Origin of the sequence: Catenulispora sp. GAS73 (genome assembly GCF_041262085.1) — a bacterium.
GTDB lineage: Bacteria > Actinomycetota > Actinomycetes > Streptomycetales > Catenulisporaceae > Catenulispora.
This window is the reverse complement of sequence record NZ_JBGCCM010000001.1, coordinates 375812-392521: the sequence shown is the minus strand read 5'-3', so window position 1 is coordinate 392521 and position 16710 is coordinate 375812. Positions and strand designations below refer to the sequence as shown.

At 71.2% G+C, this 16710-nt stretch carries 14 protein-coding genes and 1 pseudogene; 7 read left to right on the top strand and 8 right to left on the bottom strand.

What is annotated here, in order from left to right; genetic code table 11:
- Positions 1–507 (bottom strand): hypothetical protein, encoded by a 507-nt coding sequence (locus ABH935_RS01610; protein WP_370375933.1) that lies wholly within the window; start codon positions 505–507, stop codon positions 1–3.
- Positions 508–864: 357 nt separating this feature from the next.
- Here ABH935_RS01610 and ABH935_RS01605 point away from each other — a divergent pair, with 357 nt between their 5' ends.
- Complete coding sequence (locus ABH935_RS01605; protein ID WP_370375932.1) at positions 865–1971, top strand: DUF4132 domain-containing protein; 1107 nt, start codon at positions 865–867, stop codon at positions 1969–1971.
- A 134-nt stretch (positions 1972–2105) separates the two neighbouring features.
- Here ABH935_RS01605 and ABH935_RS01600 read toward each other — a convergent pair whose 3' ends face one another.
- Positions 2106–4121, bottom strand: coding sequence for a cell wall-binding repeat-containing protein (locus ABH935_RS01600; RefSeq protein WP_370375931.1), 2016 nt, complete (start codon positions 4119–4121; stop codon positions 2106–2108).
- A 190-nt stretch (positions 4122–4311) separates the two neighbouring features.
- Here ABH935_RS01600 and ABH935_RS01595 point away from each other — a divergent pair, with 190 nt between their 5' ends.
- On the top strand, positions 4312–4731 hold the full coding sequence (locus ABH935_RS01595) for a hypothetical protein (RefSeq protein WP_370375930.1): 420 nt from the start codon (positions 4312–4314) through the stop codon (positions 4729–4731).
- Between the two features lie 149 nt (positions 4732–4880).
- Here ABH935_RS01595 and ABH935_RS01590 read toward each other — a convergent pair whose 3' ends face one another.
- On the bottom strand, positions 4881–5588 hold the full coding sequence (locus tag ABH935_RS01590; protein ID WP_370376111.1) for a M24 family metallopeptidase: 708 nt from the start codon (positions 5586–5588) through the stop codon (positions 4881–4883).
- Positions 5589–5906 (bottom strand): annotated as a pseudogene (locus tag ABH935_RS01585) (gamma-glutamylcyclotransferase family protein); the annotation flags it as partial.
- A 273-nt stretch (positions 5907–6179) separates the two neighbouring features.
- On the opposite strand from ABH935_RS01585, the gene ABH935_RS01580 reads away from it, so the two are divergent.
- Together ABH935_RS01580 and ABH935_RS01575 are read left to right on the top strand one after the other, a co-directional pair.
- Positions 6180–6932 carry a hypothetical protein gene (locus ABH935_RS01580; RefSeq protein ID WP_370375929.1) on the top strand — a complete coding sequence of 251 codons (753 nt, stop codon included), beginning with the start codon at positions 6180–6182 and terminating at the stop codon, positions 6930–6932.
- 173 nt (positions 6933–7105) lie between these two features.
- A complete protein-coding gene (locus tag ABH935_RS01575; RefSeq protein ID WP_370375928.1) occupies positions 7106–8005 on the top strand; it encodes a diiron oxygenase in 900 nt (299 codons plus the stop codon).
- A gap of 21 nt (positions 8006–8026) precedes the next feature.
- On the opposite strand, the gene ABH935_RS01570 is transcribed toward ABH935_RS01575, so the two are convergent.
- The 4 genes from ABH935_RS01570 to ABH935_RS01555 form a co-directional block, all read right to left on the bottom strand.
- Positions 8027–8836, bottom strand: coding sequence for a DUF3048 domain-containing protein (locus tag ABH935_RS01570; RefSeq protein ID WP_370375927.1), 810 nt, complete (start codon positions 8834–8836; stop codon positions 8027–8029).
- Positions 8837–9164: 328 nt separating this feature from the next.
- A complete protein-coding gene (fxlM, locus tag ABH935_RS01565; RefSeq protein ID WP_370375926.1) occupies positions 9165–10556 on the bottom strand; it encodes a methyltransferase, FxLD system in 1392 nt (463 codons plus the stop codon).
- A 114-nt stretch (positions 10557–10670) separates the two neighbouring features.
- Entirely contained in the window at positions 10671–11264 is a 594-nt protein-coding gene (locus ABH935_RS01560) for a hypothetical protein (RefSeq protein WP_370375925.1), read from the bottom strand.
- Between the two features lie 2 nt (positions 11265–11266).
- Entirely contained in the window at positions 11267–12607 is a 1341-nt protein-coding gene (locus tag ABH935_RS01555; protein WP_370375924.1) for an MFS transporter, read from the bottom strand.
- Between the two features lie 201 nt (positions 12608–12808).
- Here ABH935_RS01555 and ABH935_RS01550 point away from each other — a divergent pair, with 201 nt between their 5' ends.
- From ABH935_RS01550 to ABH935_RS01540, 3 genes are all read left to right on the top strand, one after another.
- Entirely contained in the window at positions 12809–13594 is a 786-nt protein-coding gene (locus ABH935_RS01550; RefSeq protein ID WP_370375923.1) for a hypothetical protein, read from the top strand.
- A 121-nt stretch (positions 13595–13715) separates the two neighbouring features.
- Entirely contained in the window at positions 13716–16043 is a 2328-nt protein-coding gene (locus tag ABH935_RS01545; protein ID WP_370375922.1) for an acyltransferase family protein, read from the top strand.
- Positions 16040–16693 carry an N-acetyltransferase family protein gene (locus ABH935_RS01540; protein WP_370375921.1) on the top strand — a complete coding sequence of 218 codons (654 nt, stop codon included), beginning with the start codon at positions 16040–16042 and terminating at the stop codon, positions 16691–16693. Before ABH935_RS01545 ends, ABH935_RS01540 begins: the two co-directional genes overlap by 4 nt.
- Positions 16694–16710: the final 17 nt, after the last annotated feature.

Sequence of the window (16710 nt, the reverse complement as noted above, 5' to 3'; positions counted from 1 at the left end):
TCAGCAGGCTGCGCCCCATGACGCCGAGGCCGCATTGTACCAGATCGACTGCCCGTATCCGGGTCGTCCGGCCCCCTTGTTGAACGTCAGGCCGGGGGACGTTGCCTGCCCGTAGGCGTAGCCGGGCGGAAGGCAAAAGTAGGCGCCGGAGTAGTTCGGGCTGTAGAAGAGGTGGATCCAGTCACAGCCGGCGCAGGGGTAGCCGTAGTTGGCGATCAGGTAGTCCGTGTTCCGGCAGTTGCCGAGATTGGGAGCGTTGCCGGCCCACTGGCAGCGGCTTCCGTTGTGGCCGTTCCAGGCGTAGAAGTTGCCGTCGGCGCACGCGTACGGCGAACCGCCGCAAGGATTGCTGACGGCCGGTGTCACCGCGGCCGGTGTCACCGCTTTCGCGGCCACCACGGCCGTTGTGGTCGTCGGCGCGGCCTGTGCCCCCGCAGGCGCCGCCGGCAGGAAGCTGAGCAGTGCGAAGAGCACTGCTACCAGGCCGATCACTCGTTTCTTCGTCATGTTCACCATCTCCCGCCCCGTCGGGCATTGGTTGTCAAAACTGAGACCTACCCTTCGTGACGGCTTGTGTCACCCCTGATACAGGATGAATCAAGGAATATGGCCCGAAACCGTCATCGACGTGGCGCGGTGAATCGGTGCCGCTCCCGTGTCCGACCAGCTCGGTAAGCTGGAGATCTCTGCGGGGTGGACGCGGGATCAGGGGGCGGGATGGGGCAGGGCGGTCTTCTCGGGAAGTTGTTCGGGCGGAAGGGCACCGGGGCTGGTTCCCGAGCTGACACGCCGACGGCGAGCGTCGCATCGTCGCCTGGCCCTGACCGGCCGCAGCCGCGTGTTCAGGACGCGGTCCCGCAGCCGGTGATCGTCGTCAGCTGGGCGCAGGACGAGGCGTTGCGGCACGTCCTCGGCGAGGCTGCCGACGTGCCGGCCGTCATGCGGGTCCTCGACCTCTGCGACAGCCTGCGCGGCCCGACGCCGCCGGCTTCCTGGCGCGAGCAGATGGCGACGCTGCTCGACGACAACGCTGCGGGCGTCGCCGCGCTGCGGACCGTCGCGCTGCGGGAGACGCCGTTCGACGGCCCGGGAGCCGACCACCGCGTCTTGTTCGCGCGCGCCGTGATGTGGGCGATCGGGCTGACCGAGCCCGGAGACGCCGTCGCGCTGCTCGTGCGCGTCGCCAACTCCTACGGCGAGCCGGGCCGGGGCCGCGACTACCGCTCGGTGGCGCTCACCGCGGTCGAGGCGCTGGGGTCGATCGGCGGTGAGCGCGCGCTGCCGGCGCTGCGACAGCTCAAGGCGCAGGCCAGGCTCGGCGCCGTCCGCCGGGCCGCGTCCCAGGAGCTCGACCGGACGCTGGGGGAGGAGAACCTCTCGCGCGCCGACGTCCCCGAATGGCAGGCCGAGGACTTCGAGCTCGACCGCGACGGCCGACGCGTCGTCGACCTCGGCCACGGCTGCACGCTGACGATCGAGATGGCGGTCAACGGGACCGTCACCTGGTTCTTCCGCAGCCCGACCGGCCAGCGGCTGCCCAGCAAGCCGCCGAACGTGTCCGCCGACCGGGCCCGCGAGGCGCTCGACATCGCGGGGAACCTCCAGACGGTCGTCTACGCCGAGCGTTTCCGTCTCAAGCAGCTCATGAAGGACCAGCGGACCCTGACATACGAGGACTGGATGGAGTTCTACCTCGGCAACCGCGTCACCGGACGGCTGTGCCGGGGGCTGGTCTGGGAGTCGTCGATCGACGGCGGCGAGCACTGGCAGCGCTTCCTGCCGACCTGGAGCACGAGCCGCGAGGCGTGGCTCCGCCTCGGCGAGGACGGCGTTTCGCACGACATCGCGGAGGAGTCGCAGGCCCGCCTCGTCCTACCGAAGCACATCACCGCAGCCGAGACGCGGGCCTGGGGCACGCGGCTCCGAGCGCTAAGGCTGAGGCAGCCGTTCAAGCAACTGGATCTGCGGTGACCCGCGCGAGGCGGTGCGAGCTTCGTAGGGGCCGGAACCGGTCATGACTGAACACTGACAAAGCCCGGCCCGCCCCCGAAGGAGCAAGCCGGGCTCTGTCATCTCACCACTCAGCTCATAGCTGGGCTCGCACCTCAGCCCTTGGCGACGTTCGGCGTCGACAGGTGCGCGGTCGCGGCGTGCCCCGCGCTCGTCGCGGAACCCGACGCCGTGGCGATGTCCGCCGCCAGCTGCTGGTCGACGCGCAGCGGCAGGGCGCCGGTCCCACCGAAGACGTACGCCCAGTTCGAGGCGCCGCGGTTGGCGTCGATCAGGGCGTTGTCGGCCGCGCTGAGGCCGGCCTTCGGGTCCACGAGCAGCAGCGGGCCCTGGCGCTCGCCCATCAGGGCGCCGCCGGACAGCGAGTCCGGCCAGTTGGCGCCGGTCGCGACGCCGACCGAGCTGAAGGCGCCGAAGATGTCGTGGGCGACCAGGTACGAGGTCTGGTACCGGTCGGCGCCGACCAGGGCGGCGTAGCCGGAGTACTTGGCGCTCTTGAGCGCCTTGTCCGCGGCCCCGCCGACGGCGGCCACGTTGACCGGACCCTTGCCCAGCTTGGCCTGCAGGTAGGCGTCCGTCGAGGCGGGCATGGCGTTGCCGTTGGTCAGGAGCACGACCATGCCGTTGTAGGTACCGGCCGCGGCACCCGCGGACAGCGCGTCCGGGTAGTTCGTGCCGGTGGCCACCAGCACGTCCGAGGCGTTGGGGTCGATCGCGTCCGCGATCTTGACCGCGGTCTCGAACCGGTCCTGGCCGGCGATCCGGTCGACGGTGTAGCCGAGCTTGGTCAGCGCGGTCTGGACGGCCGGCGAGATCGCCGCGGTGCCGCCGAGGAGGTAGACCGTGCCGGGGGTCGGCAGGATCCGCCGGATCTCGGCCAGCGTCTCCGGGTTCAGCTTGCTGGTCTCGGTGAGCAGCAGCGGGCCGTTCTTGTGCGCGGCCAGCGCCGCGCCGCCGAGGGCGTCGGCGAAGACGTCGGAGCGGCTCAGCACGACCGACTTGGCCTGCGGGCGCGGGTCGTTCTGGCCCGCGGTCCGCCAGCTGTGCCGCGAGGCCAGGACCGCGGTGTCCACGCGGTCGGAGCCGGCGAACCGGAAGACGTGGCCCGGGTTGTCGGTGCGCACGGCCAGGCCGCCGCTGAGCGTCGAGACGCTCGTCTCCAGCTGCGGCGCGGGCGCCGAGGCGGCCAGCGCCTGCGTCACGTTCACCTGGTAGGTGCCGTCGGCGTTGTTGCCGGCCTGGACCTTGCGGTTGGTGAACTCGAAGGCGACGGTCAGGTCGTTGATGCTCTGGGTGTCGCTCTGGGTGGCGGCCTCGAAGACCGGCGCGGCGTGGCCGCCGGTCATCCAGGTGATCTGCTTCGGCGCGGACCAGGCGTTGTTCTGCCAGGACGTCGCGAACAGCTGCGCGTCGCCGTTGGCGTCGTTCCGGACGAAGACCACGGTCTTGCCGTCCGCCGAGATCGTCGGCGACCAGCCGCCCTTGGCGGCGACGTCCGGAGCCACGATCGTGGTGAACGACTGCTGGCCGTTCGAGTCGTAGGACGACAGGCCGATGCCGGTGTTGCCGCTGGCGTCAGTGGTCTGCAGCACGATCGAGCCCGCCAGGTCGCTGGCCACGTCCGGGCTGCTCAGGCCCAGACCGGCCGGCGCGACGGACGCCTGGACCAGGTCGAAGGTCGGGTGGTCGGTGCCCAGCGACCCGCCGTTGGCCAGCGCGCCGACGACCTTGGCGCCGGCCCCGGTGCCCTCGGTCCAGTACACGGCCTCGTTGCTGGCGTCCCAGACGGTGTGCGACGGCGCGACGCCCTGCGCGACCTTGACGCCGTGCGAGCCGTCGAAGTCGGCGGTCCAGATCCCGTTGTCGGCCCCGACGAAAGCGAACCGGCCGCCCTGCCCGGCCCACGAGACATCGTGCGCCCCGGCGGGCAGCGCGACAGTCCCCCCGCCGACGATGTGGATCGCCCCGCCGGTGGTGATCGTCACCGGATTCGTCCCGGCGCCACCGTAGGTGGTCGCGTGCGCCGCGCCACCGGCGGCGAGGACGGTGCCGATGGAGGAAGCGAAGAGCGCGGCGACCGCGACCGGCTTCCGGTTGAACTTGCTGGACAAAAGACCCTCCCCGGAAATAGGTGTCGACACTGCGTTCGACACCAGAGAGCGGAAGAATACAACCTCCGCGGGAGTGTCTTTGACCATGCCCCTCCACTTGGCTCGGGGGTCTGGAACACGGCGAGGTCCGCGTTCGCAAAGTGATGTTAAATGCTTGCGATATCCGCTTTCTGGAGGGGATGGTTCACAAATGCGCGAGCGACACCGCGAGGACTCCGAGGACAGGCCCGGCGAAGGTCGTCGTGGTGGTCGGTTCTCGCTGTGGGCGATGCGGCACCCCTTAATCTCGGCCCTGTTGTTTTCAACCGTCATGAACCTCCTCATCTTTGCCAAGAGTGCCTTTATCGCCGTGGGTGAAGGTCACCAACTGCACTCGTCGGGCCGGAGACTGTGGGTCTTTGCCGGCACCGTCGAGGCGATCTTCTTTGTCATGCTCGCCGGTCTGAACACTGTGGTGGCCAGATCGCGGAGGCGGTCCGGGAAGCCGTTGACGGCCGAGGCTCTGGATCTCCCGTTCGTGGAGGACCGCGACGCCGCTGCGCGCCGGCCGCCGGGGTCGCTGGTGCTCCGGCCGAGCCTGCGACAGCCAACCGATCCTGGTCGGCGCTGACGGCGAACGACTCCTGACGCTGCCTCCGCTGACGCGTGCGCAGACTGGCGAGCTGTCGTATGCGCTGCAGGTCGCCCATACGTGAGCGCCGCTGCTGAACGGCCTGCCGCATCTGCTGGTCGCGGACGGCCACATCGACCGGGAGGGGTTCAGCCGAGGTCGAGGAGTTGTTCGTGGAAGCCGCCGAAACCGCGGGCCGGATCGGCGAGGTGGATCTCCAGGATCCAGTGGCACGCGCGCCCCGCCTTGTCCTTGCCGCGCATCGGCGTGGTGTTGGCCGGTGCGATGTAGGACTGGATCTTCTCGGCGTCCATGATCTCGTGCGGGAACTCCCCGACCAGGTGCCCGGCGAAGCCGCTCCCGCCCAACTCCCAGCCGGCCGCCCGCGCGAGCCGGGCGATCTCGGCGTGCAGCTCGGCGCCGGTGATGTCCGGGTGCTCGGCGAAGTACCGGCGGCCGGCTTCGAAGATGGCCGGCAGGTCGGCGGCCAGCCGGTGCTTGACCGGGTCGGCACCGAGGACGTAGGTGCGGCCGAGGTCGGCCTCGAAGTCGGCGAAGATCGGGCCGAAGTCGGCGAAGGCGATGTCGTCGTCCTGCAGGATCCGGTCCGGCGGATTGTCGCTGTAGGGCAGCAGGGTGTTCGGGCCGGAGCGGATGATCCGCTTGTGCCAGTGGCGGGTGGTGCCGAACAGGTCGTCGGCCAGGTCCCGGATCCGGTCGCTGATCGCCCGCTCGGACTCCCCGGCGACGATCAGGTTCCGCGCGACGACCTCGTCGAACAGCGTGAGCGCGTTGGCCTGCGCGGCGAGCAGCCGCCGGACGCGGAAGTCCTCGGCGGTCGCGGTGTCGACGTACACCCAGGCCTTGTCCCCGGACCGCAGGGCGACCTGAATGCGCAGATAGTCGACCTCGTACGCGTCGGCGGCTGTCAGATCGGCCGGGCTGAGAGTGAACACCACGCCCTCGACGATGTCGCCCCGGTCCTCGGACGGCACCGCCACCGGGTGCTCCGCACTGCCGCTGACGGCGATCACCGACGGATCGGTCATGACCGCGGTCTCCAGACGGAAACCCGGCAACGCGTCGGGCCGGCCGGCGAGTTCATGCCCGAAACGCGCGGTCTGCACCTGCGGCAGTTGCAGCGTTCCGTAGGAGAACAACAATTGGTCTGGCATGCGAACCCCCGGGGCGTGTGCGACGAAGCGGTCGTTGCCACGATAGATCATCACATCGCACGTTTGCAGAAGCGACCCGGCGCCCTCGTTTCGAGGTGCGGATGCCGACTGAATCGCCTGATATGGGTCGCATATGCGCCGGCGGGCGAACATTGATTTGCATATCAGTGTGCGGGGGCGGTTAGCGTAAGGGTAGACCGGGCAGGTCCCGCTGGGATGGGGCGGCCACGTCGGCCCACAGGACGATCCTCAGGGGGATGAGCATTGCAGCCCATGGTGCCGTACCAGTCCGAAGCTGCAGGCGCCTTCTCCGCGCTGGAGGAGATCAAGAAGCTCGCGATGTCGCGTCCCGCCGCGCGCGCAGGGTTGGACCGGCTCCGTGGCCAGCGCATAACCGTGATCCCCGAGCTCGATCCGAACCATCCCGCCGCCGATGATCGCGGCAACCGGTACGTCGACGCCGGAGCGGGCGCGATCGCCGTCTGCGCGGGCCCGTCGAACGCGGAGCCGGACACCGTGGCGCGGATCAGCGTCCGTATTCAGGCTCCGCTGCTGTTCCTCGAACCGGCCGACACGAGCTACCGGATCTGGCAGGCCCGCGCCTGCGGCGCCGACATGGTCGTGCTCCCCGCCGCGACGCTGTCGGACTCGGCGCTGTACTCGCTGCTGGAACGGACCGAGTCCCTCGGCATGGACGGCCTCGTCGAAGTGCGCTGCGGTGCGGATCTGGTGCGCGCCCTGAAGGCCCGGGCCCGGGCCGTCCTCGTGCGGCCGACCGCCGACGCGGCGCCAGCCGGGGCGTGCGTGCACGACCTGCTGTCGATGGTTCCCCACGGCGTGGTGAAGCTGGCCGAATGCGGCCCGACAGGCCGCGCGGGCCTGATCGCCTGCGCCCGCAACGGCGCCGACGCGGTGCTGGTCGGGGCAGCGCTGCTGGCGGGCGCCGATCCGGCGGCGGTCGTCGCCGACCTGGCCGCGATGGGCGCGCACCCGGCGCTGGCCGCGCGCGGCAGCCGGGCTGCTTGAACCCACCTGGAAACCGTTTGCCCGGGTCGGCGGTTCAATCGCGGCAGTTTCGCAGCTCAGAGGTGCTGTCACAGGACAACTGACGCTTCATACTTCTCTTGACGCACGGTCTAATAGGGCCCATGCTTGGCGTGAGGTTACCGCCGGTAACCCTGGAGCTGGGGGATGGGACCATGGCGCGCGGGACGCTTGACCGGGAGCAGGTGGCGGAGAAGCTGCTGGACGCGTCCGCGAAGCACTCGTTTGATCCGGTGCACGAGGTGGATTGGGAGCAGGAGCAGCCGGCGGACCTGTTCTATGCGGTGCCTGAGCACGTCTCCTTGTATGGCACGCCGTTGTGGGAGCGGATGACGGCGGAGCAGCGGATCGAGTTGAGTAAGCAGGAGATCGTCAACATCATGTCGATGGGGATCTGGTTTGAGACCATCCTCATGCGCATGTTGCTGAAGATGGCATATGAGCGGCATCGGCCGGAGTCGCGGCATGTGCAGTACGCGTACACCGAGGTCGGGGACGAGTGCCGGCATTCGCTCATGTTCATCCGCATGATCGAGACGGTCGGGGCGCGGCCCTATGGGCGTCCCGGGTATCTCAACACGCTGGGCCGCTATGTTCCGGTGCTGCTGCAGGGGGCGCCGATGTGGGTGGGCACGCTCATGGGGGAGGAGATCGTCGACGTCATGCAGCGCGAGATGATCCGCGACGAGCGCGTGCAGCCCCTGGTGCGGCAGGTGTCGAAGATCCACGTGATCGAGGAGACGCGGCACGTCAGCTACGCGCGGGAGGCACTGGCGCGGCGCATTCCGCGGGCCGGCCGGCTGGAGCGCGAGCACGCGCGGCTGGTCGCGGCCGAGAGTGCGGTGGTGGTCGGCGAGTTCATGGTGAACCCGGCCGTGTACAAGCGGGTCGGGATCGCGGACCCGCTCGCCGCACGGCGGATGGCGAAGGGGAATCCGTACCACCTGGAGGTGAAGCGGCGCGCTGCGGCGAAGGTGGTGCCGTTCTTCGAGGAGCTCGGGCTGATCGGCGGGCCGACGTTGAAGCGGTGGCAGAGGTCTGGGTTCGTGGCCTGATCGGTCGGTCTCAAGCGCCGGCTATTGCGGCGTGAGCACGATCCAGACTTGGCCGGGGTGGAACGGCATCGGCTGGCCGTTGAACGTGAAGCTGGTCGTGGCGGCGTCGTTCGGACGCGACCAGGTACCGGTGTACGAGTTCCCGTCGCGAAGCACCACGGCCTGGCCGCCGCCGACCGTCGGCGCGTACGGCGAGAGCTGGTCGGGCACGTCGTGGAAGCCGCGCGGCGACGTCGTCTCGGCGACCTTCTGCAGCACGATCGTCGGCGCCCCGAGCGCGCCGCCGTCGGTGGTGGCGGCGTCCCGGCTGTCCATCGCGATCAGGTACTCGCCCCTGCCCGCATCCCAGGTGAAGGTGAAGGACGCCGAGGGCATGCGCGCGGTGGCAGTCGCAGTCGGGACGCCGCCGGCCGGTGCGGTGCCGAAGCGGAAGCCGATGTCCTTGGCGGCGACGGTGTTCGGGAAGTCGCCCAGCACCTTGGTCGGGTTCAGGTACTCGTTGTACGGCGCGTTGCGCGAGTCGTCGCGGGAGAACGCGGCGCCGTCCTTGTCTGGGCTGGTGTTGTAGATGTCCGCGGCGGCCAGGACCGGCAGGAACACGCTCAGCGCGCCGGAGTAGGCGAAGTCGACCTTGCCGTACTGCTCCAGGATCGGCAGGTCACTCTCCCGAGCGCTGCGCACCGGTCCGATCTTGCCGCCGGACGGCAGGTGGTTGGAGTCGTACACGGCCAGGAAGCGCGAAAGGCCGCCCTCGACCTCGATCGCGTAGACGACGTCGGCCGAGGCCAGACCGGTCTGGGGTCGCGCGTAGACGATGTTGTCGATCTTCACCGCGAGGATCTTCCCGGCCGGGCCCGGCAGGCCAGTGAGCGGGGAGGCGTTGCCCGAAACAGAGGTCGACGATGCTTCCGGGCCGGTCGGTGAGGCGGCGGGCTTCTTGTGACCGCTGCTGCACGACGCGGTCAGGCAGAGGGCTGCGGTGCAGCAAGCCAGCACGGCGGCACAGGTGCGGGTGCAAGCGCGGGTGTGAGCTCCGGTGCGGAGTCGGGTCTCGGGTCGGGTCTCGGGTCGGCTCTCGGGTCGCGTAGGTCGCATGGGTCGGTCTTCCTCCCCGTCGGTGCGTTGCACATAGCGACGTAGTGCATTTACCCGATTCGGCCTACCTCGACGCAGGCGGCCAGGTCACCGCAAGGCGCACATGCTCCCGCACGGCGATCACACCCGCATCCGGGACCGGGCCGTCGATCGGCCACGCGGTGATGACCGGCCCCGAGCCCAGGCGCTGGTCACGGCTCCACGCAGCGGTGCTGTCGGCCATGGCGGAGGCCAGGTGCACGGCGTCGGGCCCGAACGCGTGAGCGCCGAGTTCGATGCGGCCGTCGGGGCGGGCGCGCGCCGTGAGGTGTGCGAAGCCGGTGGGGGTGGCGACGGCGGGAGTGGCGGTGGCCAGGGCGGGTTCGAGGGGTTCGGTGCCCGGGGCACCCGGCGGTCCCGGTGCGGCCGGGGCGCCGGGGACGTGCACGGTCAGCTGGCAGTAGCCGGGGAACGCGGTGGCGAGCCACAGCGGCAGCGTGTCCCACGGCTCCCAGCGCCAGACCTGGACGCCGGACCAGCGCTCGGCGCGCGGGCCACGCAGGTGCGCCTCGATGCGCGTGGCGTCGGGGATAGCGCCGAGGTCGTCGGCGGCGACGGTCAGGTCACCCTCGTTGAGCAGGAGTCCTTCCTCGGCGTGGCTGCCCGCGCCCTGCATCTTGACGAAGCCGCACAGCCGCGTGGAGCGGCTGACGAGGCGGTCGTCCTCGCGGTCGAAGGCCACCGAGCGGGTCATGCCGTACAGCAGCAGCGGCACGACGACGCGCCCGGCCGGCGTCAGCTGCCTGATCCAGGCCGGCGGCAGGTCCCAGGCCTCGACCGTCACGACGACGCGGTCGTACGGGGCGTGATCGGGCACCCCGGTCGCGGCGTCGGCGGTGACCACGTGCACGGCGGCGTAGCCGGCCTGGTCCAGGCAGCGGCGCGCGCGGTCGGTCACGGCCGGGTCGATGTCGACGGTCGTGACCTCGCCGTCCGGTCCGGCGAGCTCGGCCATGAGCGCGGCGTTGTAGCCGCCGGAGCCGATCTCCAGCAGCCGCATGCCGGGCCGGATCCCGGCCTGCTCCAGCATGATCGCCTGGATGTCGGGCGCGCTCACGGAGCTGGTCGGGACGCCGTGCCGGTCGCGCTTCACGAACACGACCCGGTTCGCGTACGCCGCCTCCACCGACAGCCCCGGCGTGAACACATGCCGCGGCACCGCGCGGACGGCAGCCGCGACCTCGGGCGTGGTGATCGCACCCTCGGCGACGAGGCGGTCGGCGAGCGCGGCCCGGAAGGCGGCGGCCTGGGCCTCGGCCCGCGAAGCGCGGGACGCGGCTCGCCCGGCCTCGGCCTGGTCGCGCCAGGACCGGCGGCGGCGCTCGCGATCCGAGCCGGAATCGGAGCCGGGAGCGGAACCAGAATCGCGACCGGAACCGGAACCGGAACCCGAGGCAGAGCCAGAGCCGGAACCCAAGCCAGAGCCAGAGCCGGAACCCAAGCCAGAGCCGGAACCCGAACCGGACCGCGCGCCCTCGCCGCGTCCGCCCCGATCTGGATCCGCAGTCGCCACGAACGCCACCTCCTCGCATCAGGCGTCCTCCCCAGCCTGGTACAGCGAGTAAGCCTTTTCATAGTGTGTTCCCTCCTCCGGGTGCTGCGGCAGCGCAGGATGCGGCCGCCGGCCGCCGTGCGCGATCGTCCGGACGGCCCCGCGGCTCATCGGCTGCGCCCGCCGCTCGCGCACCACCCAGCCGCGCAGCGTGGACTCGTGACCGGGCAGCGTGTGGCAGGGGCCGCGGCAGCTGCGCAGGATCAGCCCGATCGGGGCGCCGGTGAGCGCGCCGAGCACAAGCAGCGCGCCGAACGTCGTCCCGGCGCCCTCGCGGTCGGTGAGGCAGCGCCGTCCGCGCCGGGACAGTGCCAGGTCGGCGGCCAGGCCCGGCTCGCCGCCGCGGCCGTGCGCCAGGCAGGTGGCCAGGTGTTCGCCGTCGAGCGCGGTGCGGGCCAGGCGGTCCACGAGGTCGGCGGCCAGCCGGCGCGCGGCGTCGATGGCCCGGAGCGGATCCGGCTCGGCCTCGGCGGCGTCCCAGATCGCCCGGCCGGCTCGGCGGCGGACGTGGTCGGGATACCGGGTCCAGCGGTCGCCGGTGGTGGTGCCGGTGGCGGCGGCTTCGGCGGTCATGGTCAACCTCCTGATGGCGAGGGCGATGCTGAGGAAGCCGGCGAGGGCTCCCGGCTCGGTGCGGACGATTCGGGTTCGATCACTGTTTCGACCACCGTAGCGGAGGGTTCTGACAAGTCCTCTTCTTCCAGGTCAACACGTCTTATAGCGGGCAAAGCGAGCATCAGTGCGACCGTCGCGAACTGGAACACCGCCCCGAACGCCAGGAACGCCCCGATCCCGAACGCCGCCCCCAAAGGCCCGGCCACCACCAGCCCGAGCGGCCCCAGCGCGAACGCGCCGAGCGTCTGGTACGCCGTGATCCGCCCCAGCACCTCGGCCGGCACCCGCGCCTGCATCACGCTGTTGTCCAGCGCGCCTCCGATCGCGCCGCCGACCCCGGTGACCGCCGCGGCCGCGCACACGAACGGCAGCGACAGGTTGCTGGCCAGCAGCGCCGGCGTGAACGCGTAGCCGAACATGGCCGCCATCGCGATCAGGAACGGCCGCTTCGGTTTGCGTCCCAGCAGCGCCAGCCCGCCGAGGATCGACCCGGCGCTGTTCGCGGCCAGCACCAGCCCCCACGCGCCGGCTCCGCCCAGCCGGTGCTCGGCCACCACCGGCCCCAGCACCAGATACGGCGCCCAGACCAGGGCGTTGAAGAGCGCGAACTGCACGGTGCTCAGCCACAGCCAGGTCCGGGAGCGGAACTCGTCCCAGCCGTCCCGCAGATCCCTGATGATCGTGGTCCGCTCGCCCGGCTCCGGTTGCGGCACGTGCGACAGGCGCAGCAGGACCACGACGCTGACCGCGTAGCTCCCGGCGTCGATGAACAGCACTGACGCCGGCCCCGCCGCCCCGCCGAGGGCCGCCGCGATCATGCCGCCGAGTGCCGGACCCGCGACCCCCGCGCTGGATACCGCCACGCTGAGCATGGCGTTGGCGTCGGTGCGCCGTCCGGCCGGGATGAGACGCGGGATCAGTGCCTGGAGCGACGGGCTGAAGATGCCCTCGCCGATGCCGGACAGCGCCGCCGTGACGATCATCGCGGTCAGCGTGGCGTGCCCGGTCAGCACCAGCAGCCCGAAGGCGACCTGGGCCCCGCAGCGCAGCACGTCGGAGGTGATCATCACCTTCCGGCCGCCGAGCCGGTCCGCGAACACCCCGCCGAGCAGCAGGAGCAGGATCACCGGCACGATGCGCGCGGCCATCACCCAGCCCAGGCCGCCGGGTCCGGCGCCGGTGTGCAGGACGGCGAAGGCGGTGGCGACCGGGGCCATGGAGGTGCCGAGCCGGGAGGTGAGGTAGCCGGTGAAGAACCACCGGAAGTCCTTGTCGGACAGCGTGGAGAAGATTCGAGACACATCGGGAGCGTCGCCGCTCGGCGCGGACCGGCTCAAGAGTTTTCTGCGCTTAAGTTGAGTCTCTTTGCATAAACTTTATGAGCTGCTCTATCTGCCGCAGTAAACACCCTCCTTGAACAGTCGTACTACACTTCTTTTGAGGCAGCCGAAAGGAGGTGGGAGAGCGTGTTTACTGCGGTAACTTCGGAATTAGCGCCACCGGTGGAATACGCGGTCGCGGTCGAGCGGTTCCTGGCTTCCGCCGGTCTGAGCCCGGCCTCGCAGCGGGTCTACCGGATCGCGCTGACGACCTGGTCCTGGATGCTGGTCGAGCGCGAGTCGCCGGTCGGCCCGGCCCGCCGGGGCGCGCCGGCGCCGGTGGTGCCGCTCGGGCTGCTCGACAGCGCCTCGGCGCCGTCCCGCCTGGCTGCCGGGTTCGCCGCACGCGAGGCGGCCGTCGGCGCCCGCACCGCGAACCGCGAACTGGCGATCCTGCGCAGCGCTCTGACCTGGTGGCGCGCCCGCGAGTGGGTGACCTGCGACCCGACCGCCGGGATCCGCCGCCGAACCGCGTCCGCGCGAGGCGTCGAGCCGCTGAGTGACGAGCAGGCACGCGCGGTCCTGCGCCTGCGCGCGCCGCTGCGCGAACAAGCCCTGTGGCACGCGGTCTACGACAGCGGCGGCGGCATCGAGCGCATCCTGGCCCTGGACGTCCCCGACCTGGACCCGAACGGCCGCCGCACCCACCCCCGGCTGCCCGGCGACCCCCTGCACTGGCGCCCCACGACGGGACGCCTCCTCGCGCTCCTCGCCGCCGGACGTCCCACAGGCCCGCTGTTCCTGACCGACCGGCGCGCGCCGGCCGACACCCCCGCCTGCGACCTGTGCCGCGTGACGGGCCGCGGCCGCCTGTCCTACCGGCGCGCGGCCGAGTTGTTCACCGCCGCGACGCAGGGCCTTGATGAGGCCGGACGCGGATGGACCTTGCGGCAGCTACGTCGAGGGTGACGCCGGCCGCACGTCATATAAGCATCCTTAAACGATCCGTCTCCGCTGGACGGGTGATTCGGCTCCGGAGTCCCGTCGAAGTGCGTTAACGCCCTGAGGGAAGTGGTGCATAAGGGGACTTATGGAGCCTGATGAGGCGGCGCGGCCGCTTCCGCGTCATCGTTTCGTGGAGCTGCCGGTCTTCGGCACCGCCTCTGGGCGGTCCGTGGGCGGGGTGCGGGCCGATGACGTCGCCGAGCTGAGGACGATCGCCGGGATCGAGGCGCCCGGACACCAGCCGGAACCGGAGCCGGAACTGGACGCGGAGTCGGGCTCGGAGTCGGATCCTGAGTCGGACCCGGCACCCAGGACCCTCACCCGCGTCCCCGCGCTCGACGGGCTCCGTGCCCTGGCCGTGGCCGCCGTCCTCCTCTACCACGCCGGCATCTCCCGGGCCCGCGGCGGCTTCCTCGGCGTCGACGTCTTCTTCGTCCTGTCCGGTTACCTCATCACCGGCCTGCTCGCCCGCGAGTACCTCGCGACCGGCGCCGTCGCCCTGCGCCGCTTCTACCACCGCCGCGCGCGCCGACTGCTCCCGGCGCTGTTCGTCGTCCTGGCGGCCGTCTGCGCCTACGTGGTGCTGCGGCTGCCCGGCGAGGCCGCGGGCTTCCGCGGCGACGCCACCGCCTCGCTGTTCTACATCACCAACTGGTGGTTCGTCGCCAAGGGCCAGTCCTACTTCGGCGGCACCGGCCGTCCGAGCCTGGTGATGCATCTGTGGTCGCTGGCCGTCGAGGAGCAGTTCTACGTCGTCTGGCCGGCGTTCCTGCTGGTCGCGCTCGGCCGGTCGCCGCAGTCGGAGCGCGCTGAGCGCATCAGGGCCCTGTGGCGCGCCGTCGGGTGGGCCACGCTGCTGGCGGTCTGCTCGGTCGGGCTGACCGCCCTGCTGTACTCGCCGTGGCGCGACCCCTCCCGCGTCTACTACGGCACCGACACCCGCGCCTTCGAGCTGCTGGTCGGCGTGCTGGCCGCGCTGATGCAGATCGCCCGAGAGAAGCCGCATCGGCCGGTGGCGGCAGAGGCCGACCTCGAAGCACGCTCTGCCGCAAGCACCGCGCGCCGCGTCGCCATCGAATCGGTGTCGTTCCTCACGCTGGCCGGCATCCTGTGGGCCTTCGCCGTCGTCCCCGCGTCCTCGCCCACGCTCTATCCGGTGGGCCTGATCGCGGTGTCCGTTGCCTCCGCCGTCCTCATCAGGACCCTGGTCTCCGGCACCGCGGTGTCCGGGCTGCTGTCCGGCAGGCCCTTCGTCTGGCTCGGCGAGCGCTCCTACGCGCTCTACTTGTGGCACTGGCCGATCTTCGACGTCACCCGCCCCGGCGTCGACGTCGCATGGCCCCCGCAGACCGTCCTGCTGGTGCGCATCCTGCTGTCCGTGGTGTTTGCCGACCTCACCTACCGCTTCATCGAGACGCCGATCCGGCACGGCGCCCTCGGCCGTGCCTTCGCGCGGGCTCGCGAGGCGTTCGAACGGCGCGAGTTCGGCGTACCGCTGGCGACCGCCGGGTCGGCGCTGGCCGTGCTCGCGGCGGCCGCCATGCTCACCGACACGCTGGTCACGACCGTAGCCGCGCACCCCGCCGACGCGCGGGCCGTCGCCGTCGACAACCGTCCGGCCGCGGCCTTGGACGAACCCCACGGCAGCGCACCGCAACCTCACCCGCATGCCGTGACCTTCGGCGGAGACGCAGGCACGCCCTCCTACCCGACCGCGCTCCCGCCGCGTCCCGCGCACCCGCCGCGCGTGGCTCTGATCGGCGACTCGCAGGGCATGACCCTCTACCTCAACCGCCCCCCGGACACCGCCGCCTATGTCCACCTCCTCGACGACACCACCGAGGGCTGCGACTTCCTCGGCGGCCGCATCAGCAGCGGCGCCGGCGACCGTCGCGACCTGGACGCCGAATGCGGCGCGGCAGTCGCCGAGTGGGCCTCCCGGATCGAGCGCGACCGCGCCGACACCGCGCTGCTGATGGTCGGCGCCTGGGACCTGTTCGACGAGCAGGTGGACGGCGCCGCGCTGCCGTTCGGCAGCTCCGGCTGGGACGCGTACTTCACCGACCGTCTGGCCCAGACCGTCAGCACCCTGAAGGCCACCGGCCTGCCGCAGCTCGACCTGGCGCTGCTGCCCTGCTACCGGCCGACCCACACCGCCGACAGTTCCGGCGGCCTGTGGCCCGAGCGCGGCGACGACGCGCGCGTCGCCCACGTCAACACCCTGCTGGCGTCCTACGCCCAGGACCCGGCGCACCACGTCCGCGCGCTCTACCCGCCGGCGCAGTTCTGCCAAGACCCGATCATCGCCGCCAGCCGCTCCTACCGCTGGGACGGAGTTCACTACTACAAGCCGGGGGCGCGTCTATATTTGCGGAACGCGATCCCTCAACTTCTGGAGGCGAACACGCCGTGATCGTCCCGGCGAACCAGGCCAGTTGGCCGGACCTGCAAGCGGTGCTCCGGTCTGCCAACTGCCATGGGTGCCGGTGCTACTGCCAGCGCTTCAAGAGCCCCGGCAGCGACTGGAAGAACGTCTCCGACGAGGAGCGGGCCTTCCGGCTCCAGACGCAGACGTCGTGCGGCGATCCGGAGGCGCAGAGTACCAGCGGCCTTGTCGCCTATAGCGGTGGCGGTGGCGGTGGCGGTGGCGGTGGCGGTGGCGGTGGCGGTGGCGATGGCGAGGACGGGGAGCGTGGTGAGGCGGTCGGCTGGGTCTCGGTCGAGCCGCGCACGGCCTTCGGCGCGCTGCGTCGCAGCCGCGTTCTGTGGCCGGGGCGCAGCGAGGACAAGGACGACTCCGGGGTGTGGGCCGTGACCTGCTTCCACACCCGGCCCGGGCACCGGAGGCGGGGCATCGCCGGGGAGTTGGCCAAGGCCACTGTGCCGTTCGCGCGCGAGCGGGGTGCGAAGGCGCTGGAGGCATATCCCATGGTCACCGGGCCCGACGAGCCTGTGCCCTGGGGCGAGGCGCATGTCGGGACTAAGGCGATGTTCGAGGACGCCGGGTTCGTCGAGGTCGCGCGGCCGACGCTGCGGCGTGTTGTGATGCGCATCGATTTCTGAGCGCTTCTGGCTCCGCG